21 protein-coding genes are annotated in these 21,329 nt (G+C 51.1%); 6 read left to right on the plus strand and 15 right to left on the minus strand.

Annotation, left to right across the window (positions count from 1 at the left end):
• The first annotated feature begins 6 nt into the window (after positions 1 to 6).
• The 4 genes from lpxA (at position 7) to rlmH (ending at position 4,849) form a co-directional block, all read left to right on the plus strand.
• The gene (gene lpxA, locus L6468_RS09775; protein WP_237793099.1) at positions 7 to 777 is read left to right on the plus strand and encodes an acyl-ACP--UDP-N-acetylglucosamine O-acyltransferase; all 771 of its coding nucleotides are present in this window, start codon (positions 7 to 9) and stop codon (positions 775 to 777) included.
• Positions 774 to 1,670 (plus strand): tRNA (adenosine(37)-N6)-dimethylallyltransferase MiaA, encoded by an 897-nt coding sequence (gene miaA, locus L6468_RS09780; protein ID WP_237793100.1) that lies wholly within the window; start codon positions 774 to 776, stop codon positions 1,668 to 1,670. Before lpxA ends, miaA begins: the two co-directional genes overlap by 4 nt.
• A complete protein-coding gene (locus tag L6468_RS09785) occupies positions 1,667 to 4,048 on the plus strand; it encodes a transglycosylase domain-containing protein (protein ID WP_237793101.1) in 2,382 nt (793 codons plus the stop codon). The genes miaA and L6468_RS09785 overlap by 4 nt, the downstream gene beginning before the upstream one ends.
• 330 nt (positions 4,049 to 4,378) lie before the next feature.
• Positions 4,379 to 4,849: a 23S rRNA (pseudouridine(1915)-N(3))-methyltransferase RlmH gene (gene rlmH, locus L6468_RS09790; protein ID WP_091817317.1), complete on the plus strand. Its 471-nt coding sequence runs from the start codon at positions 4,379 to 4,381 to the stop codon at positions 4,847 to 4,849.
• Between the two features lie 52 nt (positions 4,850 to 4,901).
• Here the strand turns inward: rlmH and L6468_RS09795 are convergent, their stop codons facing one another.
• The 13 genes from L6468_RS09795 to L6468_RS09855 all read right to left on the minus strand — a co-directional run bounded on the left by L6468_RS09795 (position 4,902) and on the right by L6468_RS09855 (position 17,504).
• Positions 4,902 to 7,307 carry a glycoside hydrolase family 2 TIM barrel-domain containing protein gene (locus tag L6468_RS09795; RefSeq protein ID WP_348535108.1) on the minus strand — a complete coding sequence of 802 codons (2,406 nt, stop codon included), beginning with the start codon at positions 7,305 to 7,307 and terminating at the stop codon, positions 4,902 to 4,904.
• Positions 7,308 to 7,440: 133 nt separating this feature from the next.
• Positions 7,441 to 7,863, minus strand: a complete 423-nt coding sequence (locus L6468_RS09800) for a hypothetical protein (RefSeq protein ID WP_237793102.1) — start codon at positions 7,861 to 7,863, stop codon at positions 7,441 to 7,443.
• On the minus strand, positions 7,841 to 8,245 hold the full coding sequence (locus L6468_RS09805; RefSeq protein ID WP_237793103.1) for a hypothetical protein: 405 nt from the start codon (positions 8,243 to 8,245) through the stop codon (positions 7,841 to 7,843). The genes L6468_RS09800 and L6468_RS09805 overlap by 23 nt, the downstream gene beginning before the upstream one ends.
• A 64-nt stretch (positions 8,246 to 8,309) precedes the next feature.
• Complete coding sequence (locus tag L6468_RS09810) at positions 8,310 to 10,721, minus strand: DUF3987 domain-containing protein (protein WP_237793104.1); 2,412 nt, start codon at positions 10,719 to 10,721, stop codon at positions 8,310 to 8,312.
• Entirely contained in the window at positions 10,718 to 11,107 is a 390-nt protein-coding gene (locus L6468_RS09815) for a hypothetical protein (protein ID WP_237793105.1), read from the minus strand. Before L6468_RS09815 ends, L6468_RS09810 begins: the two co-directional genes overlap by 4 nt.
• An 88-nt stretch (positions 11,108 to 11,195) precedes the next feature.
• Positions 11,196 to 11,891, minus strand: a complete 696-nt coding sequence (locus tag L6468_RS09820; RefSeq protein WP_237793106.1) for a phage antirepressor KilAC domain-containing protein — start codon at positions 11,889 to 11,891, stop codon at positions 11,196 to 11,198.
• A gap of 23 nt (positions 11,892 to 11,914) precedes the next feature.
• Positions 11,915 to 12,196 carry a hypothetical protein gene (locus tag L6468_RS09825; protein WP_237793107.1) on the minus strand — a complete coding sequence of 94 codons (282 nt, stop codon included), beginning with the start codon at positions 12,194 to 12,196 and terminating at the stop codon, positions 11,915 to 11,917.
• Positions 12,197 to 12,459: 263 nt separating this feature from the next.
• On the minus strand, positions 12,460 to 12,921 hold the full coding sequence (locus L6468_RS09830) for a hypothetical protein (protein ID WP_237793108.1): 462 nt from the start codon (positions 12,919 to 12,921) through the stop codon (positions 12,460 to 12,462).
• On the minus strand, positions 12,891 to 13,397 hold the full coding sequence (locus L6468_RS09835; protein WP_237793109.1) for a hypothetical protein: 507 nt from the start codon (positions 13,395 to 13,397) through the stop codon (positions 12,891 to 12,893). The genes L6468_RS09830 and L6468_RS09835 overlap by 31 nt, the downstream gene beginning before the upstream one ends.
• Positions 13,398 to 13,562: 165 nt before the next feature.
• Positions 13,563 to 14,444 (minus strand): helix-turn-helix transcriptional regulator, encoded by an 882-nt coding sequence (locus L6468_RS09840; protein ID WP_237793110.1) that lies wholly within the window; start codon positions 14,442 to 14,444, stop codon positions 13,563 to 13,565.
• Between the two features lie 41 nt (positions 14,445 to 14,485).
• On the minus strand, positions 14,486 to 15,199 hold the full coding sequence (locus L6468_RS09845; protein WP_237793111.1) for a four helix bundle suffix domain-containing protein: 714 nt from the start codon (positions 15,197 to 15,199) through the stop codon (positions 14,486 to 14,488).
• Between the two features lie 113 nt (positions 15,200 to 15,312).
• Positions 15,313 to 17,052: a RagB/SusD family nutrient uptake outer membrane protein gene (locus L6468_RS09850; RefSeq protein WP_237793112.1), complete on the minus strand. Its 1,740-nt coding sequence runs from the start codon at positions 17,050 to 17,052 to the stop codon at positions 15,313 to 15,315.
• Between the two features lie 11 nt (positions 17,053 to 17,063).
• The gene (locus L6468_RS09855; RefSeq protein WP_237793113.1) at positions 17,064 to 17,504 is read right to left on the minus strand and encodes a hypothetical protein; all 441 of its coding nucleotides are present in this window, start codon (positions 17,502 to 17,504) and stop codon (positions 17,064 to 17,066) included.
• 500 nt (positions 17,505 to 18,004) lie between these two features.
• Here L6468_RS09855 and L6468_RS09860 point away from each other — a divergent pair, with 500 nt between their 5' ends.
• Positions 18,005 to 18,556, plus strand: coding sequence for an HU family DNA-binding protein (locus tag L6468_RS09860; protein ID WP_237793114.1), 552 nt, complete (start codon positions 18,005 to 18,007; stop codon positions 18,554 to 18,556).
• Between the two features lie 239 nt (positions 18,557 to 18,795).
• Positions 18,796 to 18,897 (plus strand): smalltalk protein, encoded by a 102-nt coding sequence (locus L6468_RS09865; protein ID WP_237793115.1) that lies wholly within the window; start codon positions 18,796 to 18,798, stop codon positions 18,895 to 18,897.
• A 73-nt stretch (positions 18,898 to 18,970) separates the two neighbouring features.
• On the opposite strand, the gene L6468_RS09870 is transcribed toward L6468_RS09865, so the two are convergent.
• Together L6468_RS09870 and L6468_RS09875 are read right to left on the minus strand one after the other, a co-directional pair.
• The gene (locus tag L6468_RS09870; RefSeq protein WP_431356626.1) at positions 18,971 to 20,443 is read right to left on the minus strand and encodes a glycoside hydrolase family 28 protein; all 1,473 of its coding nucleotides are present in this window, start codon (positions 20,441 to 20,443) and stop codon (positions 18,971 to 18,973) included.
• A 126-nt stretch (positions 20,444 to 20,569) separates the two neighbouring features.
• The gene (locus L6468_RS09875; protein WP_091817307.1) at positions 20,570 to 21,301 is read right to left on the minus strand and encodes a YebC/PmpR family DNA-binding transcriptional regulator; all 732 of its coding nucleotides are present in this window, start codon (positions 21,299 to 21,301) and stop codon (positions 20,570 to 20,572) included.
• Positions 21,302 to 21,329: the final 28 nt, after the last annotated feature.

Genomic DNA, 21,329 nt, shown 5'->3' on the forward strand with positions numbered 1-21,329 from the left:
GACAATATGAATCAAATACATCCCCTAGCAGTAGTTGACCCTGAAGCTAAACTGGGTGACAATAATATCATCGGTCCATTCTGCGTTATCGACAAGAATGTGGTGATGGGTGATAACAACCACCTGCTAAATAATGTGACCATCCATACAGGTGCCCGTATAGGTAGCGGCAACGAGTTTTTCCCTGGTGCCTCTATCTCAACAAAGCCTCAAGACCTGAAGTTTAAAGGAGAAGAGACAACCTGCGAGATTGGTGACAACAACTCTATTCGCGAAAACGTGACCATCAGTCGTGGTACGGCCAGTCGCGGCAAGACCGTCGTTGGTTCTGGAAACCTGTTGATGGAGAATATGCACATAGCCCACGACTGTATCATCGGTAATGGTTGTATCATCGGCAACTCAACCAAGTTTGCCGGAGAAGTGGAAGTTGACGACTTCGCCATCATCTCAGCCGAGGTGCTATTCCACCAGTTCATCCGCGTAGGCAGCTACGTCATGATTCAGGGTGGCAGTCGCACCAGTCAGGACATTCCTCCCTACATCATCGCAGGTAAGGAACCCATCCGTTTCGCTGGCGTCAATCTGATTGGCTTGCGTCGTCGCGGTTTCTCTAATGAGACCATCGAGATGATTCACGATACCTATCGCACCATCTATGCCAAGGGCATTATCAAGGATGGTGTTGCAGAGGCACGTTTAAAATATCCCGATAGTAAAGAGGTTGAATATATCTGCTCGTTCTTTGAGAACTCAAAGCGCGGAGTCATTCGTTGAAAAAGACGCTGATAGTCATTACCGGACCTACTGCCGTTGGAAAAACGGATTTATGTCTGGACATTGCCAAATATTTTGGCATTCCTATCATCAATGCCGACTCTAGGCAGATTTATCGTGAAATAAAAATCGGTACAGCCGCACCTACTGAAGAACAACTTCGGCAGGTGCGGCATTATTTTGTGGGAACACAGGCATTGACGGATTATTACAGCGCCTCTATCTATGAACAGGAGGTGATGAGCCTGCTCGACACGTTGTTCCAGACATCCGACTATGCCCTGCTCTCTGGTGGCAGTATGATGTATATCGATGCTTTGTGCAACGGCATCGATGATATCCCGACGGTAGATGACGAGACGCGTAACACGCTGAAGAGGCGCTTGGCTGAGGAGGGACTGGAGAGTCTCTGCGAACAGCTTCGCGTGCTCGACCCGGAGCACTACGAAATCGTGGACAAGAAGAATCCACGCAGAGTGGTTCATGCCCTGGAGATTTGTCTGATGACAGGTCGTACCTACACATCATTCCGCACCAATGAACACAAGGAGCGTCCATTCAACATCATCAAGATTGGTCTTACGCGTGATCGTGAGATTATCTACGAACGTATCAACAGGCGCGTGGATATCATGATGGAGCAGGGATTCCTTGACGAGGCACGCAGCGTCTATCCTCTGCGCCACCTCAATGCACTGAATACGGTTGGCTACAAGGAACTGTTTGCCTACCTGGATGGCACGTGGTCACTCGACGAAGCCATAGAACGCATCAAGGGCAATACACGCCGGTATGCCCGCAAACAACTGACCTGGTACAAGAAAGACCCTCTTGTCACCTGGTTTTCACCCGATGATAAAAAACTGATTCTCAATCATATCATTAAACAATGAATTATATCAGGAAAATCACTGCAGCCACATGGCTCTACTGTAAGAAAGCATTCAAATGGTATATGGGTATATTCAAGGGACGTCCTTGGTATATCAAGCTATTATCGGCAACGGCCTCTGTCATTGTCGCCTTCATACTATATCTGGGAGCTGTTGACATCAACTTCTTGGGATTGTTTGGTAAATCGCCCAGCATGGGCACCATTATCAACACACGTCCGGCTCAGGCTTCAGAGATCTATAGTGCCGACAGTGTGATGATTGGCAAATACTTCAGTGAAAACCGCACACCTGTGACGTACAATGATGTGAACCCTGTCTTCTGGACCGCCCTGATTGACACCGAAGACGAGCGTTTCTATCACCATTTCGGCATTGATTTCCAAGCTTTTGGTGCCGCATTAAAGGACTACGTCATCCATCATGATGCACGTGGTGCATCAACCATTACCCAACAGTTGGCCAAGAACCTTTTCCGCGTGCGTACAGAATATTCTACCGGTCTCCTGGGCAGCATCCCTGGTGTCAAAATGCTCATCATGAAGACCAAGGAGTGGATCACAGCCGTGAAACTGGAAGCCAACTTCAGTAAGGAGGAGATTCTGACAATGTATGCCAACACCGTTGACTTCGGCTCTAACGCCTTCGGCATCAAGACGGCCTGCAAGACTTATTTCAACACCACGCCACAGCACCTGACCCCCGAGCAGGCCGCCGTGCTGGTGGGCATGCTCAAGGCCACCACCTACTATAATCCCCGCCTGCATCCCGAGAACAGCATGAACCGCCGTAACGTGGTGCTGGGCAACATGTTGCAGCGAGGTCACCTCACCCAAGAGCAGTACGACAGCCTCACCATCAAACCCATTGAACTGGACTACAGCGTTGAGAATGCCTATGATGGAAAAGCGCTCTACTTCCGCGAAGCCGTGAAGGAATACCTGAGCGACTGGTGCAGAGAGAATGGCTACGACCTCTACACAGATGGACTGAAGATCTACACCACCATCGATACCGCCATGCAGCGCTATGCCGAACAGGCGGCATGGGAAAACATGAAACAGTTGCAACAGCGCTTTAACAACCACTGGGGCAGAGTCAATCCCTGGCAAGACGAGTATCATCGCGAGATACCTAATTTCATTGAGAACATCGCCAAGCGCCTGCCCTACTACAAATACCTGGACAAGCGTTTCGACCATAATCAGGATTCTATCGACTTCTATCTGAACCAGCCACACCCCGTGAAACTGTTCAGCTATGACGGTCCCTACGAAACAGAGATGAGCACGCTCGATTCCATCCGCTATATGGAGCATTTCATGCACTGTGGCTTTACGGCCATCGAACCAAAGACAGGATATGTGAAAGCCTGGGTAGGCGACCTTGACTTTGGTACATGGAAATACGACAAGGTGACAGCGATGCGCCAGCCCGGTTCTACTTTCAAGCTCTTTGTCTATACAGAAGCCATGAATCAGGGACTGACACCCAACGACCGCCGTGAGGACTCATATTTCAGTATGAACGTATGGGACAACGAACAGAAGAAGGAAGTGCTATGGGCACCTACCAATGCCAACGGATTCTTCACAGGCTATAACATGACCTTGAAGTCAGCCTTTGCCCAAAGCGTCAACTCAATCGCTGTTAAGATAGGACAAGAGATGGGTATAGACCGCATTGCAAAGACGGCGCACAAGATGGGTATCAAGAGTCCGCTTCACGAGACGCCCTCACTCGCCTTGGGCGCCAGCGATGTGAACCTGCTGGAACTGGTCAACGCCTATTCTACAATCGTCAATGACGGAATGGCACACGAGCCTGTACTCGTGACACGTATCCTCGACCGCGACGGCAATGTCATATACGAGGCATCCACCGAGCAAACCGAGGCTGTAAGCTATAGGTCTGCATTCTTTATGCAACAGATGCTGATGGCTGGCATGCGTGAACCAGGCGGAACCAGCATGAACATGTGGCGATATGTCAGGAATTTCAGTGATACCGACTTTGGTGGTAAGACAGGAACATCCAACAACCACTCTGATGCCTGGTTCGTAGGCATCAGTCCCAATCTGGTGTGTGGCGCATGGGTAGGCGGCGAATATCGCGCCATCCACTTCCGTACTGGTGAACTGGGACAAGGCAGCCGCACAGCACTCCCCATCTGTGGGCAATTCTTCGAGTCGGTTCTTAGCGACAAGCGATTTAAGCACTATCACGGCAAATTTGGTGCCCCTCGAGATGCCAGCATCCTGGACAGCATGTATCAGGGTATCAGCACCTACGAACCACTCGACAGTCTTGAAGAAGACAGTCTTGACGCCGAGCAGGAGCAAAATAACGAAGAAATACAGGATAGTATTGGCGCTTAGTATAAAAAGCCAAAAACAAGTTGTCGATAAAAATTCGGATAAAATAGACGAATATAGGCATTTTGAGGACTAACAAATGTTAAATAAGCGAATTGTGCACCCACACAACATTTTTTCATAAAAAAAGTTTAAGAAAAACTTGCGCAGTTCAATAATTTTCCATACCTTTGCCAACGTTATCCTGAAAACAATCTTTTTACCTTAAAAGAACTAATACCTATTGAAGATAAGGCGATTGGCTGTGAAGCCCGTCGCTTTTGCTTTTTTATATACGTCCGTATCTGATATTTACAGAAAAATCACTATCTTTGCAGCTGAATACAAGCAGATATGAAAACAGAACTAATCTTAGTTGGCAAAACCGTCAACAAACATTTCATTGCAGGCATCAACGACTATGCCGAACGTATCAGCCATTATATGCCCTTCAACATCATAACGATTCCTGAACTGAAAAACACCAAGAATCTCACGGAAGAGCAACAAAAGACGGCCGAAGGTGAGCTTATCCTTAAACAGATCCAGCCACAAGACACTGTGGTGCTTCTGGATGAACGCGGACGCGAACCACGCAGCGTTGAACTGGCTTCATGGCTTGAGCAGAAACGCAATACGGCCCGCCGACTCGTATTCGTCATTGGCGGACCGTATGGATTCTCTCCTGCTGTCTATCAGCGTGCTAATGAGCAGTTATCACTCTCACGCCTCACGTTCTCACATCAGATGGTGCGCCTGGTGTTTACAGAGCAGCTCTATCGCGCTTGCACCATCATCAAGGGTGAGCCTTATCATCACGAATAAAAAAAACACGCCACGCCCCCTCTCCTCGTCGTTCAGGAAAGGGGCGCGGACGTTATAGCGTGTGCAGTTTTGTCTTTACAGGTTTCATTCCAGGGGCACTAGCGGTGAGTACCACCTGCCCCTTTGCGCCAGCCTTTGAGCGCAGAATCACCGTGCACGTGCCGTTATAAAGACTGCGCCTGCAGCCCACGAGCATCTCGTTAGAGTTGATGTCGCCATTCACCACACCCACGATATCAGCAGGTCCCTCAACAGCGAAAGTCACCTCGCCAGCAGCCGTCTGCACCCTTCTGCCTTTCCTGTCCACAGCCACCACCTGCACATGCTGCAAGTCCGTGCCGTCGGCCCTCCACGCAGCGTTGTCAGTCTCTGCTTTCAGACGCACCGCCTCCGACGTTGTCTCTATCTGATGACGCGCCACCTCGCGCCCGTTGTTGCGCGCGATAGCCACCAGTTTGCCCTGCTCGTATTTCACGTTGTTCCAGCGAATCTGGTTGCGCATCTTCGCATCCTTCACGTCGTTCAGTTTCTTGCCCAGCGACCGGCCGTTGAGCACCAGTTCCACCTCCTCAGCATTCGTATACGTGACCAGCGACAGCACCTGTCCCTGCCTGCGGTTCCAGTGGTCAGTCATGCCGTCGTTGCCCGTCTGCACACCATTCCACATCATGTCGCCCTTCTTCTCGATCACCCCAATGTGCACCACCGGCTCATCAGCCTTGAAGAAACTCTTCATGTAGTACGCCTTCGGCTTCGCGTTCAGTTCCAGGTCGAACACTCCCTGACTCCAGCCCTTTGCAGGCCATCCCTGACTCTCGCCCAGGTAGTCTATAGCCCCCCAGTAAGCCAATCCCATGACCCGCTGCAAGTCCATCTCGAAAAAGTTCTGTCCCATAGCAGCCACCGACGCCTCACTCTGGTAGAACCTCATCCAGGGGAATCGACGCCCGTCGCCCGGGAAGTACATATATCTGTAGTTGTAAGCCTGCACATCCGTCACCATAGCCAGGTCGCACGGCAGCGAGTCCGTCTGCCAGTTGCGGTAGCGCGGATGCATGGCCACCGTGACCAGTCGTGTGGAGTCGTAGCGATGAATCAGTGTGCGCATCAGTTTAAACATCGTCACGCCAAAATCGTTAAACGGCTGGTTAGCATCCTGTTGCAGTTCGTTGCCCAGGCTCCACATCACCACGCTGGGCGAGTTTCTGTCGCGTTTGATCCACTCCGGCACATCCGTTTGCCACAGCGCCTCAAACGGCACCCGTCCGCCCGTATGCTGACGCGTCCATTTGTCGTAGAGCTCATCGACCACCAGGATACCATTCTCGTCGCACAGTTCGATGAACTCCCTGCTGTAGGGATTATGACTCGTGCGGATATGATTGATGCCAAACTGCTTCATCAGTTGTATGCGTTTCTCGATGGCCCTGGGATAGGCAGCCGCGCCCAGTGCGCCCAGCGAGTGGTGGTTGGCATACCCCTTCAGCAGCACCTTTTTGCCGTTGAGCAGCAAGCCCTCGTTGGGCGTTACCTCGACGGTGCGAATGCCGAAGCGCTCCTTCACACAATCCACCGCCACCCCCTTCTCGTTGTAGAGCGTAGCCACGACGGTGTAGAGGTTAGGATGGTCCGTGTCCCACAGTTGCGCATTGGGTATCTCCACCTCGGCCAACTGCTGTTCCACGATGCGTGTAGGCGTAGAGCGACGCATCTCTGTCCTCCCCTCATAGACCGTCTGTCCCTGCGGGTCGAGGATGCGCAGCGCTACCGGCATTTTCTTGTCGCGCCCGCGCGAAGCCACCTCGGCAGCGATGGTCACAAAGCGGTTGTCGCGCGTGGTGATGCGCAGCGGGTGACGCTCAAAATACAAGTCGCGGTTGGTGCTCACCAGTTTCACGTCGCGAAACAGTCCGCCCCCCGTGTACCAGCGAGAGTTGCCAGGATCGCGCGTGTCGGCACACACAGCCACCACGTTGTCCTGTCCCACCTTCAATTCCTGAGTCACGTCTATCTGGAACCCCACGTAGCCATAGTCCGTACCTCCCACCTTCTTGCCGTTCACATATACATCGCCCACATACATGATGCCACCGAAATCCAGCAGCAGTCGGCGCCCCCTGAGCGAGTCGGCCGGCACCAGGTGCAACCTGTACCATCCCTGCCCCATCTCCTTGAAGCCACGACTGCTCAGTCGGCTCTTGATATTGGCTGCAGGATCGTCATTATCAGCCTTCTCGCCAGCCGCAGGCGCCACCCACGGTTGCTCTATCTGGAAGTCGTGAGGCAAGCTCACCGTGCGCCATCCTGCGTCGTTCAGTTCCACGGCCGCCCCGTTTTCCACGTTGCCCGCCTGGAAGTGCCAACCGTTGTTCAGCACGGCCACGCTGCGCTGCGCCATAGTAGGCTGCACACACACAGCCGCCAAGGCCAGCAAAGTCCAAAATTTAGTTTTCATCATTTTGATTTGTTCGTTTTTAGTAATTGCGAATCCACTGTTGGAAATCCGACTGCAAAGATAGCGAAAAAAATGCGATTCCCCCGCTATTTGCAGTCGAATTTAAAGTATTTTCATGATTCTGGGCGTGCAGGTGTCAGATGCCGTTTCTGCACAGTTCCCATCCTCTTAGCATAGCAAACCAGTCGAAGCCCTCCGTGCCGCACTCCTGGATGCCCATGGCCGCGCCGAGGGCTATCCACCTGCCGGGCTTGTCGCTGGGTATGCCCAGCGGCTCGTCGGGCCCTATGCCCGTGAGTCTCGACACATTCTCTATATACGCCCGCGTATTATTCTCGTTGGGCGGTGCCCAGCGCGTGACTATCGCACGGATGGTATAGAGCCGATACGTGTGATAGTAGGTGCGGGTGAGCAGCACGAAGGCTGCCCGCCAGCCATACGCCATTGTTTCAAACTGACAGAACTGAGCATCTGTCTGCAAGGCCTTCATGCCCTGCCATTTATCCTTTGAACGTCTTATATTCAGCGGATTATTATTACGAATTCCTCTTGCAATCATTTCGTTTCTTCTTGTTTACGTTTATTGGTGTACTATTTGGAAAGGCTTCACTATAAGCCTTATCGAGCGCTTTCAGATTGACTTTCCGATAGCTGACGCCCGTTTTTACAGCCACGATAGCACGCAACAGTTCACGGTGCTTGCGCGGATAAAGACTCGGTATCGGCAGCTCGTTCCAGCCTTTCTGAGGCTCGTCATCGACCACAGCCATGTGACACACCTCCCAGATAAAATCGTCGGTGGCTTCGCTGCCAAACCATGCCTTCAACACATTGCGGATGCAATACCGCTTACACTGACCTCCGAGGAGGCGCCTCGTGCGCTCCAGCCTGCGCCAGAGCAACACAAAGCATTCCTGCGAATTGTTTAATTCTAAATTCATAATTCTAAATTTCAATATATCATAAAATCGATTTTGACCAAATGACCTTGACCAAATGACCACGTTACAACTTACGATAATTACCATCCTCTTCCAGTATCACGAGCTTTTGTTTGCGCCAATTCTTCAGCATCTGCCGCACGGTGTTATGGTTCACGTTGGCACCCTTCACCGCCACCGATTGCTGCATAGCCTGCTCGAAAGAGAACTGGATGTCCAGTCGCTCAAAGATGGAGTCGTTCTTGCCGCGCTTGGTGCGCTCACCGTTCATATTGCCGGCGTAGTCGCGACTCTGGAAGGCGTTCTCTATGCGGTCGCGGAAGAAGTAGAGCGCGTTCTCCAACAGCGAGTCGGCTATCACGTCGTAGACCTCCAGCATCGTGGGCGTCTGCGCCTTCAGCAGCATCTCCTTCCATAGTCCCGGCTGCTGCTTCAACTGTGCCTCTGCTCTGGTCAGCCCGTGCTTCTGAATAAGGCTTTCGCACACCTTGCATAGCATCAGACAGCACGTCATTCTTTGGGCTGTGACGCAGACGCGGAAGCGCTGACGGGCACGGGTGCGGTCGTCGTTCTTCATCGTCTCCAGTCGGATGCGCTCCACCCATTCACGGCCCTTGGCCTCCAGCTTGGGCAGCACCACCTCGCCATACATCAGCGGCAACAGATGGGCTATCTGCTGGATGCGGTCGCGCTGGCGGTCGGTCAGCACAGGCGGCTTGTCCTGCAGCGGTGCAAAGGTATTGTCGGGCGTACGGGCCACGGCGATACGGCTCTGGAAACCGTCGGTGTAGTTGTTCACCACGCGATACAGCGCATCGGGCGTGCCGCACATACACACGTTCCACAGCAGTTTGTCGATATGCACGTTCACCGCGTCAGCACTCCTTGCCTCACGCTCGTACTTCGTACCGTCGTAGCTCTGGCGCAGCATCACGGAGAAGTCGCTCATCGTGGATTTCCATTTCTGCGCCACGGTATCGGCCTCGGGTGTAAACGAGAAGGCGTGCTTGCCCTCCGTGTTGGCCAGACGCTCGGCCAGGTTGGCCACCGTATTGTTCAGCGTCAGACAGCGCACGGGCAGTTTCGGTTCCTCGGGCTGCTCCTTCTTATTCTTCGCCGCCCGCTTCTTGGCACGCCACTCATCCTCCTGCACCTGGTACATCTTGTCGAGCGCCTGCACCTCACTCATCCACGCCTCCACCACGGGGTCGATGCCACCCTTGCCGCTGGCAAAGTCGCCGGCGATATAGGCAATCAGGTTCAGCCCTCGCTTCTGCCCGTGCACATCCAGCTGCACGCCCGTGGCCAGCGTACCGATACAGGGGCAGATGGCGGTGATAACAGGCATGGAGAGCTGAGGACCGACGGCATCGATGGAGTCGCGGATGCCCATCGGCATTCGCTTAAGGGAAGAGTGAAGAGTGAAAAGTGAAGAATTTGCTACCGCATCATCATTGTCATCTTCATCCGCTAGGCCCTCCTCCCCTTTGGGGAGGTCGTGAGAGGTTAAGGCATTCAGTGTGTTGCGCAGCCTCTGCGGAAATCCGTTGTACTCCGAACTCAGTGCACTCTTAATCTTCGCCCGTTTCTCCTCTTCGGGGAACCCGTTGTAGCAGGGAATCACCTGATCCAGCCAGTCAGCATTCTTGCCACAGATATGCCTCAGGTCGCAGGCCAACTGATAGGTCAGCGTGTCGCGGTCGCCAATGGTCGGTTCAAACCCGTGGTTGTTCAGCTCCCAGTACTTCTTCAGTATCTGCTCAAACGGTATGCCGTGGTAGTCGCTAGGGAATTTATTGTCTAAGGAGTCTAGGAGTTTAGGAGTTTTTTCATCAGCACCTTGTCCTGATACTCCTTGATTTCTATTATTTGTAGTTCCATCAAATATCTCCTGCTTCACACTCTCGCTCACATTCTCCTCAAACAGTCGCTTATCAGGACCATAGAGCACATAGCTTCTCGGTACAGCAAACGACCCGCGAGCCAGGTCTTTTGTCTTGGAGTCATCGGTTACGCCAAGCTTAGCAGCAAGCCACTGTTTCGACTGGTCTATGCGCTCCGTTGGCGACAGATGGCCGAACTGACTTGGAATGATATACACTATGCGCAAGCCCTTGCCCGAACAACTTACGTGTACCAATACTATCAGATGCTCCAGCTCCAGCATAATAAGCGTCTGCACCAGTCGTTTCCACACCTCGCGCGGGTCTTCGCCGTTCAGCTCATCCAGATCCAGATAGGCCATATTCGTAGGCACAGCACTCTTGGCGTGTCGGTGCCCGTCGGTATAATGGGCCATAAACATGAGCAGCGGCAACCCCTGCTTCAGCGTCTTTGCCTCGTCACTATCGTGGTCTACGGTGGTCAGTTTCTGGCACACCTCTGCCACAACTGGCGAGTCCAGAATCTCGTTCAGTTTATCCTGAGGGCAAGCCAGAACCTGCGCTGACTTGCCATTCTTACAGTATGAAATCATCGTCTATGTCCCCTTCCATTTATCAGTTCGCGAATCACTTTCTGCGCTACCGCGCTGGCCTGACGCACCAGTTTCTCGGGCAACTGCCCCAGCTGATCCTCGTCGAGCGAGAAGTAGAAATAATATCGCTTATCCTTACCGTGCGACAGCGAACAGTTGTCTTCGCGGAATATAGGTTTGTTTTTGTGTCGTTTAGGTTTCTCAGTCATATACACGTTGCCGTCGCGCATCCCTTGTACGTGGAAATCGCCATGAAAGGCTTCTGCTGCCACATCCTCGCAGCACTCAAAATCAAGTGTACGCAGTCCTGATTCTTGCTTGCCGAAGGTCATCAGACCCTCGACCATTACCTGTTGTCCTAAAATAGGTGTTCTTCTAGTTTTCATTTTACTTAAGTTTTGCGAGCAGAAGTTTCAGAAATCCGATGGCCATCTTCACGTGAAGACTTCTTTCGCCTCAACTCAAGTTAGTTTTTTAGTGAAACAATGATTTGATGAATTCCTTGCCCTGCGGTGTCCACACCATGTATGGGCGCTGCTTCTTGTCACCATTCAGGGCGTAGTAGTGAAACATGCGTTCTTCCGTATAGCCGCATTCAGTATATTGGGCCTTGAGCTTGTAGCGTGAACCGTTCCAATACTGTATGCCCTTGTCCACCAAGAAGTGGTTCAGCGCGTTCGCCGTTGTTTCCAGGCTCTCGGCCACCTCTGATGCAGTGAAACAGTCGTCAGCAGGCAGGTTGGCACGCGATATGGTGCGAGCTATAATCTTGTTGGCCTCCTCAACCATCTCGCCCTCAGTCAGTGCCTCGCCAGTGCGCAGGTTCCTTGTTGGCAGATAACCGCCCGTCTGACGAATCTGCGGCAGCACCTCAGCCGTTACCCAGCGCTTAAATTCCTTAGCCTGCGGCAGCTTGGAGCTGAGTACCAGGGAGTAGAGACCAGACTCGTTGATGATAATCGTTTTCTGAGTTCCACCAAGGGGGCCCTGAATCAGGGCGTCCTTTTTGTCCTCATCATCAACATGAGCCGCTAAAGCATTACGACTTTTAGCATATCCCAGCGCCTGTGCCACATCCTTACCCACAAAGAAAGTCTCACCTTTCTCATTTGTCATTGTTCGAACCTCGCCGAACATATCATTCTTAAAAATCTGAATATTTGTTGTCATTGTTGTTTTTACCTTTTTATTTTTTACCTATTTACCTTTATCAGGTCTGTCGCCAGTATTTCCTGGAACGTCTGTCCCTGATATTCATGTGTAGAGAATCGGAGGGTGGCGATGACGATGTCACCCTCGTAGAACCTGCACGCCGCCAGATTACCCAGCATGGCGCACACATATTCATTTTCAAACTTTGAGCCCAGCTCCTTCAGCACGATGTTGCACTTCTGGATAACGCCCGACTCCTGTTTACTTGACTGTACGCTGAAGGCCTCGCCCTGGCGTACCACTTTCAAAATCTTTGTTTCCATTTTGTTGTTATTAAAAATCTGTTATTATAAATTTGTTAATGTGTTCTTGCGTCCTTTCAGTAGCAAGCGAGCAAAGCTCGAGCGACTGTGTCTTTAAAAACCCATTACTCTGTCTTTAAAACCCATTACTGTGTATCAACATGTCAAAGATCGCCTTGTCGTTGTTCGACGATGCAAAATTAGGCACAAAAAAAAGGTGCATGAAACAACGTCATGCACCTCTGTAGGTTATTCTGTAGGTTATGTAGGTTATTCTGTAGGTATTACGCTGTGCGCCTGTCCTCAACGGCATTTTTATACGCCTCCATCAGTTGCAGCACCCGCTGCTTGGCACCCTGCTGCGCCCATTTGTCCACATGCAGGCGCATATACGGATTATTTCTGAACGTATTCGACAGCAACCCCTCCTGACAATGGAAGTCGCGCTCAAACTGCCTCATATTATTGGCATAGCCGTAGCAGTCGCGACACGTGCAGAAGATGACCGCCAGCGCACTGTCGCCCCAGAAGTATTGACGCACACTGTCTACACATGTCGCCAGCGTCGCTACATCGGGCTGCTCATCATCCTGAGGCGCGTCTGGCGTCTTTGGCTCCGGCACGTGCTGGTTGACCGTCGCCCCGGGCATGGCAAACACACAGCCGCGGATATTGCCGTTGAATACCTGACAGTTTGAGCCAGGCTCAAAATTGTTCACAACATTTTTCTGATTGTCTTTTTCCATTTTTTCTTGTTCTTTTTGATATCGTTACGTTTCTTGTTATTCTTATTCCTGTCGCTCTGGACTTTGCCAAACTTACCGCTCACCCGGTCGTTGAACACCTGCGAACTGCTGCCCGCCTCGAAGTGGTTGTGAATCTCCATAGGCTTCGCACGCACCTCCGTCTCCAGGTGCTGTCGCTCCGTCTCCAGATGCTGGTTTCTCGCCTCCAGCAGTTGCCGTTGCAGGTCGTCTATCTCCTGTTGGTGCTGACGGCGCAGATCTTCTATCTCCTGATCCCGCTGCTCCAGCTGCTCGTTCAGGTCGTCCACCTCCGCCTGCAGCCGCTCGTTCTCGGCCTGGATATCGCCAATCACCTCCGTGGCCCGTGCCAGTCCGTCCAGCATTTTCATCTGTTCCATCATTCTTTCGCGCTCCCTGTCGAGCGCACGCCTGGCGCCATCGCTCCAATCTCTCAGTTCGTCAAAATTTACGTCCATTCTCTTCTAAGAATTTATAGTCCGTGAATATTACCACTACCGCAATGATATAAATCCAAAAAATCGCATCCATAATCTTAATGTTTTTAGTTCGACATATATTGATTTCGGATTGCAAATATACAACAGAGGGTGTCCCAGAAACCGGGGACACCCTCTTGAGATTTAATATCTATTAAGCATTTCTTTTATGATTTTACACATTTTAAGGCGAAGTTCAGGCGGGTCGACCACTTCCACGCCATGGTCGTATTTCAGCAGTTCGCCTAGGAAGTCGGGCGTGGGCCTGACGTCGAGCGTAAAGTCGGTATAGGCCTCGGTCGTGTCTGCCACCCGCTGCGAGTGGTGAAGTGGCAGCGTGCGCAGGTAGTTGGCCGTCTTGCCGTAGGCACGCACCACCACGTGCGTCAGCGGCGTTGTCTCGTCGGTCAGCACACCGTAGTATTCGCCGAAGTACTGCTCTGACGAGAAGTCGGCAGGCATCACGAAGGTCTCGTCGGTCATCTCTACCGACAGCATGCGGTCCAGCGAGTAGGTAGCCATGTGGTGGCCCGTAAACACCAGCAGATACCAGCGACGTCCCCACAGCTTCAGCACGTAGGGCTCCACCGTCTTCTCGCTCACCTCACAGCCGAAGCGCTGGTAGCGCATGTGCAGGCGGCGGTTCAGTCTGATGGCCTTGATTATCATCGGCAGGAACTGCTCGCCCTCGGGCACGCTCTCCAGAATGATGCGGTCCTTCACCGTCGAACTGTCGGCCAGTGCCACGTTCACCGTCATCGTCGACAGCAGCCAACTCTCAATCGAATGGTCGGCCAGCTCGCCCGGGTTCGAGAAATAATACTGGTACTTCTCGTCGCACTCCATCATCAGGCCAAACAACTCGAAGATTTTGTCACGATAGCGGTTGAACGACGAGCGATAGAGCGTGTCGCCCATCTTGTCGGCCGTCCATTTCTCCTGCAGCGCCTTCAGCGTGAGGCGCTCGTTCTGCCTGATGGTCGTTATCAGCCACAGGCACTGTCGTATTGTGTTGCTTTGATACATAGTATTTGATTCTAGTTGAGACTAGTCAAAACTAGTTTCCTTTATCCTCTTCTCTTTTCCCTTTCCTGCCGCAGCAGCACCTCCAGATGGCGCTTCTCATTGAGAAGCTGCTCAATGCGCTGCTCCAGGATAGGCACCTGCTGACGCAGGCTCTTGTTCTCTTCCCTCAGCCGCTGCAGGTCTTCGTCTATGCCCTTTCTGTAGCCCGTGCGGGCCGCATACATACGCTCCTTGATGCCACCCTGAGTGACAAACTGCTTATCAAGGCCACTCAGATAGGTCTTCATCATCTTGTCTGTCATGTGCAGCAGGGTCAGCGCCACGTTGCATTGCTCCTCGTCGCCCCACCGTTCAAAATAGGGTTCATAGTCGCTCACTTTATTATGCTGCCTGCAAAACTTCAGCAGCGTGTCGTAGCGGGGATTACCACTATCCCACACGGTAAGATGACGCGTGCAGAGGTAGTCCTCATAGTCTGCGCGCAGTTCCTTTAGCGACGAGCGTGCCACATTCAGCAGTTTCAGCTGCAGCTCTGTGGATGTCATGCCATCGGCAAATCCCTCTATGATATTCTGCTTTCCCGAGCGTGCCGCCTGTATCATCTGATCTACAGTGCGGTCAGCCTTAGCAGGCAGGAAGCGCTTGGCAAAATGATATGTCAGCGCATATAGCACCTCTGTCTTCTGATAAAAGAAGAGGTCCTGGTATTGCACCTCGTTCTGCAACACCTTCGGAATTTCCTTATCCTTGTCCATTTTTACCTTTTTACCTTAATAGAACCAATAATTTACCTGCAAAGGTACAAAAAAATCCCGCTCTGTTTGTGGATAGAACGGGAAAAATATTTATAAAAAAATTGAATCGAATCCTAGTATCCGGGATTTTGTGTGATATTGGGATTTGACATGATATCCACATAAGGAATTGGCATCAGTAACTCATAGTCGAAACAACCCGTAACAGATTGTGCCTGACCTAAACGCTTAAGAGCAGCCCAGTACCCAAAGTCGGCATAGGTGTATTTCTTCCATTCTGCAGCAACACCCTCTGGGCCTGAAGTGGCACCTCCATCACCTAATGAAACGTTAGTCTCCAATACTAATCCATCCTTACTGCCTGTAATTTCATACAGATACAACTGATGATGGGTGATAGTATAAACAGGGATATATGGTCCCGAGCTAGCTTGAGCCATTGCCCAGATAACAGGTCTTTCCATAGTTTGAAGAACAGACCTCGTCTGATAGATATACGAATCCTTGTCTATCTGGCTCAACGTATTCTGAGCCGCGCTTTTGCTCCCCAAAGTCAGTTCAATCTCTGCTTTTAGCATCTTGCCGGCATCCTTGTTGAAATAAAGTTTTCCTTCATTCTGATAATTACTTTCAGGGAGATTGCCCAAAGCATTGCAGATATCGCTGTATGCCAGTTGAAAGACTTCACTTTGGCTGCGTTGCGGTATGTTGCTGGCTTGTTCTGAAGACATGATTGCCTGAGTGATAACGGGGACGTTACCCCACAGCATGCCAAGGTTATAATAGATAAAGGCCCTGATGGCTCTCACTTCTGCTAAAAATTGCGTAACCTGCTGATTTAGTTGAAGATCACCTCGTTCTGCCATCTCTAGAGTGTAGTTGATTCTGTTTATGGTGCTATAAGCTGCCTGCCATGTATTGCTGACTACAGGACTCTGGGCAGATATCTGGTGTACTGTGTTAGGGGTTGATCTGGTTGCCTCCAATTGCAGTTGTCCCTCAACAAATGATGCGCAACTGGCATAAATAGGAGCACGGAGCGCAACAATATTTGACTGATAATCCTCCGTAATAGCATCCATGCTTTGATACACCACTTTGGTTAACACGACAGTTGCCTTGAGCTCGTCATCAAGTGTGCCCTCCATGCGCACGCTTATGGTACTATCTTTCTGCGAGAGCAAGGTGTAGACATACATCGGCTCGCTCGTCTGCTTATGATAGGTCTCTATTCTGCCGTTTTTGATGAGCCATGCGTCCTCCATAGAGTGGAAACCTACGCACGAACCGTCTTTCTTAAATGAGATTTCCTTATCCTTTTGGATATATGAGTTTCTGCCCTTTTCGATAGTAAAGTCCTTGACCTTCCATGAGAAGTCTCCTGCAATCAAATCATCAGTAAACGTCAACACAGGCTGGACGACACCGCTATCATCATCACTCTCACGGTCGAAATAATACTTAAAGGTGACGCCATTGTTTGCAGCACCCTCCCATATCATTCTTTTCCCGCTGAAGGTCACGGTAATAACAAAAGTGCCTCCGTTGTTGCTTTTGACCGTAACGGTGTTGCCATTGACAGAATAGGTGCCAGTATAGCCAAAGGATTGGGCGGTAGATGTATAAGTACCGCCTGCGTTGATTGTCACCTCTTTACCCACCATCAGGCCATCATAAGAATGACCTTGCTGCGTGTCGGTACTCTTAACGCACATCCATGTACCGATAGCTTTACTGATGAGTTCGCCATCAGAAATGACCTCAGTCTTCTCATCGTCGTCACCGCATGATACCATCGTAGGTATCATTAATGTCGCGAGCAAAAGAACGCACAAAAGTTTGAAATGTTTCATATCTTTCTCTGTTAAAAATCAGTATTACACCATTCGTAAGCATTACTTAGCCAAATACCAACTTGCTTGCTTCGGTCTAATTGAAGATATAATTTATTGGGCACACCTTCTTGGGTAATCTTCTGAATCGTACCTTTATACTTCGTAGGTATTCCATATGTAACAAAGGTGACATCAATGTTTGTACCCGATAGAACATAGGACATTGTATCTTGGTTGCAGACCCAAGAATCTACAACTTGTTGTGTAATCAAATGTCCGTTTCGGAACTTAATATATAGATTCTCATATTTAAATGATGGGACAGATTCCAATTCAGCTTTAGTAATATCGCAATAAACTGGGGTGTTGTCTATCCTATCATCGTCACCGCACCCACTGATTAATGACATAAGCATCATTGGCAATGCCAAAAGGAGGAACCTCTTCATAATAAGTTGTAGATTTTTCATATTATCGGTATCAAATACTTATATTTTTTGCAAAGGTACAAAAAATCCCGCTCTATTTGTGGTAGAACGGGAAAAAAATTTAAAAAATGTTTTTGCAGTTATGAATCATAGGACGCCTAGTGGCTTTTTATCATTTTACAATCTGTGGTCATTTGGTCAAGGTCATTTGGTCAAAATCAATTTCGGGAACGCGGTCATTGCTCACTATATATAAATATAAATATTTATATTATAGTGGCGGATTTTGACAGTCAGTTTTCGATTTTGACAAATGACCAAATGACCAAATGACCGCGCAAGACACAAAAATAGACAAAATAATCTTGGATATGTATTCGTAGACCGCAATGGAAATGTAGTACCTTTGCATTGTCAAAAATGAGCAACACGCCGTATCGCTGACAGCAAAACGCCGGCTCGCTGAAAGCAACACGCCGTTTCTCTCAAAACGACACAAATAAATCTCAAATCTCAAACCTTAAACCTCAAAATTAAAAACTATGGGAACAATTGAAATTAAGAAGGTGGAACGCAAGGTGACTGTGGGCAAGAAGGGCGAGCAGCGCCAGCAGGTGAAGAAGACCTACGGTAAGATTATCTATCGCGGCACGCTGCGACTCACCGACATGGCCGAGCACATCATGAAGCACGGCAGTATCTATACCGAGGACGTGGTCATCGGTGTGATCACCAAGCTGAAGAGCTGCATGCAGGAGATGCTGGCCGACGGCTACAAGGTGAAGCTCGACGGCATCGGAACCCTCTACCCTGTCCTCACCTCCAAGGGCGTCAGCGACGCGAAGGACTTCAGCGCATCCGAGAATGTCACCCGCTTGGGCATCGCCTTCCTGGCCGACCAGAGCAAGAAGTCTGCCTACAAGGCTTCCGCCATGCGTCAGGGCGCTACGCTGAGCACCCAGCTCTACAGCGAACTGACGGGTGAGGAGACGGAGAACGGAAACACGGAGTCAGGGAATAACGGAGGCACGGAGAACGGCGGCGGCAGTTCTAGCTCCGAATCCGGCAACGGCGGCGGTCCCGTCAATCCTTAAGCCTCGCACAGAGGTGATAATCTCACACAGAAATCACGGAAATCACAGAAATGAGAATCGCCAGCGATTCTTTATCCGCTGAATCCGATTAATCCGTGGTCGAAAGATTTCCGTGATTTCTATTTGCTTTGCAAATACTGGAGGCGCAGCCAATTTCTGTGATTTCTGTGATTTCTGTGTGAACTTAAAATAATCAGCGTGAAATATTAATCAATCAGTGTGAAACCTAACCATTTAAAATGATGAAGAACAAGACATTTTGGAAATTCGCAATCCAGACAGCCATTAGTGTGCTGTCGGCCATCGCAACGGCACTGGGAGTGACCAGCTGCATGGCATGAGATTCATGACCGATGAATCGTGATGAGAAGGGGGAGCACCGCAGCAACGGTACTCCCCTCTCTCTGTTTTTTATTACTGATAGAGCGTGATATTCACGTTTTTCTTGGTGATATTCCTGCTATACTGGAAGGTGGCATCATGACGGGCGGAGATGTGGATATTCTCCAGGTGGATGCCGTCTATGGGCATCTCGGGCAGCCCGTTGAACTCCATAGCATAGCCGGCATGATAGCAGTTCACGTTGCGGATGTCTATATGGCGGAATACGGGCGTCTCGTCGGTCACGGGCATCGCAGCCACACTGGTGCTGCTGGTGCCGCCCTCGGCCAGCACCTCGGCCACCGACTTGCCACCATAGTACATATTGAAGGTCACGGCATAGGTGGCGATATTGGTCATAGAGATGCCGTCGATGAAGATATTCTCCACGATGCCGCCGCGACCGCGGGTGGACTTGAAGCGCAGGCCCACATCGGTGCCCACAAACTGGCAGTTGCGCACGGAGATATTCCTGACGCCACCACTCATCTCTGAGCCCACCACAAAGCCGCCGTGACCGGCAAAGACGGTGCAGCCGTCGACCACCACATTCTGGCAGGGCATACCGCGTCGGCGGCCGTCGGCATCCTTGCCGCTCTTGATGCAGATACCATCGTCGCCGGCATCGAAGCGCGAGTTGACGATGAGGGCGTTCTTGCACGACTCTAAGTCGAGCGCGTCGCCATTCTGCGCATAGGCAGGATTTCGAGCCAATATACGGTCGATGATGATATTCTCGCACATCAGGGGGTGGATGTTCCATGCGGGCGAGTTTTGGAAGATGACGCCCTGCAGCAGCACGTTTCTGCAATCCACCAAACTTACCATCACGGGGCGCAGAAAGCGCTTCACGGCCTGCCAGTCGGCCTCTGTCTGAACGTCGGGCACATTCATGTTGGCGCCCTTTTCGCCCTTGGCATAGCCCTCTGAAGGCACCCAGTAGTCTTTTCTTATGGCCACGCTGCCGGGGACGGCCAGCAGGCGCTTCCAGTGGCTGTCGGTGACCTTGGCCCGCTTCACGGGGCGCCAGTACTGTCCGTTGCCGTCGATGACGCCATCTCCCGTGATGCTGATATTCTCGGCACCGCTGGCACTGAGGGGCGACTGGCAGCGGCGGGTGTCGAGCCCCTCGAACGAGGTGCTGACGAGGGGATAGAGCGACTCGTCGGGGGCGAAGAGCACCACGGCCCCTTTCTCCAGGTGGAAATCAATGTTTGACCGGAGCACGATAGGTCCGGTGAGCCACACGCCGCGGGGCACGATGAGGTGTCCGCCACCCTGCAGGCTCAGTGTCTTGATGGCCTTTGCAAAGGCGTCGGTGCAGAGCTTGGTGCCTGTGGGGTCGGCACCGAAATCGGTCAGCACCACCCGTCGCCCGGGTATCTTGGGAGCCTTGAATTCCGGCAGGGCAAAGGGCAGGTTGGCTGTGTACTGTTTGTAAGGATTCTTGGCCGCGGCACACACAGCCACAGCAACGAGCATAGCAGAAATTAGTTTTCTAAGCATAGTTAGTATTTTGTTTTGAGTATTTTAGTTTGGCGCCAAAGGTACGAAAAAAAAGCGATACAAGCAAAAGAAAAAGCGAGAAACCTAAAGATTCTCGCTTTTTTTTATACGAAACGCGGCAAGGCCTTACGCCTCCTCGGGCTTCATGTTGGTATAGACGGTCTGCACGTCGTCGAAGTCCTCGAGCTTCTCCACCATCTTGTCGATGGTCTCGCGCTGCTCGGCCGTCACGTCCTTCAGGTCGTTAGGAATACGAGTGAACTCGGCACCGGTCACCTCGAAACCGTTCTCCTCCAGATGCTTCTGCACTGCGCTGAAGCTTGAAGGGTCGGCATAGATAGTGATGCTGTTCTCCTCCTCGTCCTCGTCGTACTCGTCCTCCACGCCGTAGTCAATCAGGTCGAGAATCATCTCGTCCATATCCAGTCCGTCCTTCTTCTTGAAGGTGAACACTGCCTTGTGGTCGAAGAGGAACGACAGTGAGCCCTGTGTGCCCAGGTTGCCATTAAACTTGTTGAACACGGAGCGCACGTCGCCCACGGTGCGGGTGGTGTTGTCGGTCAGCGTCTCCACGAAGATAGCGATGCCGTGAGGACCGTATCCCTCGTAGTTCACCTCCTTATAGTCGCTCTGGTCCTTACCCATAGCGTTCTTGATAGCACGCTCAATGTTGTCCTTTGGCATGTTCTCGCGCTTGGCGTTGGCAATGATAGCACGCAGCGCAGGGTTGTTCTCGGGCTCAGGACCACCAGCCTTCACGGCGATGGCAATCTGCTTGCCGATTTTTGTAAATGTCTTGGCCATGTGGCCCCATCTCTTCAGCTTTGTAGCTTTACGATATTCAAATGCTCTTCCCATTGTATTTAATTCTTAATTCTAAATTCTT

The sequence above is a fragment of the Prevotella communis genome, assembly GCF_022024115.1.
Taxonomy (GTDB): domain Bacteria; phylum Bacteroidota; class Bacteroidia; order Bacteroidales; family Bacteroidaceae; genus Prevotella; species Prevotella communis.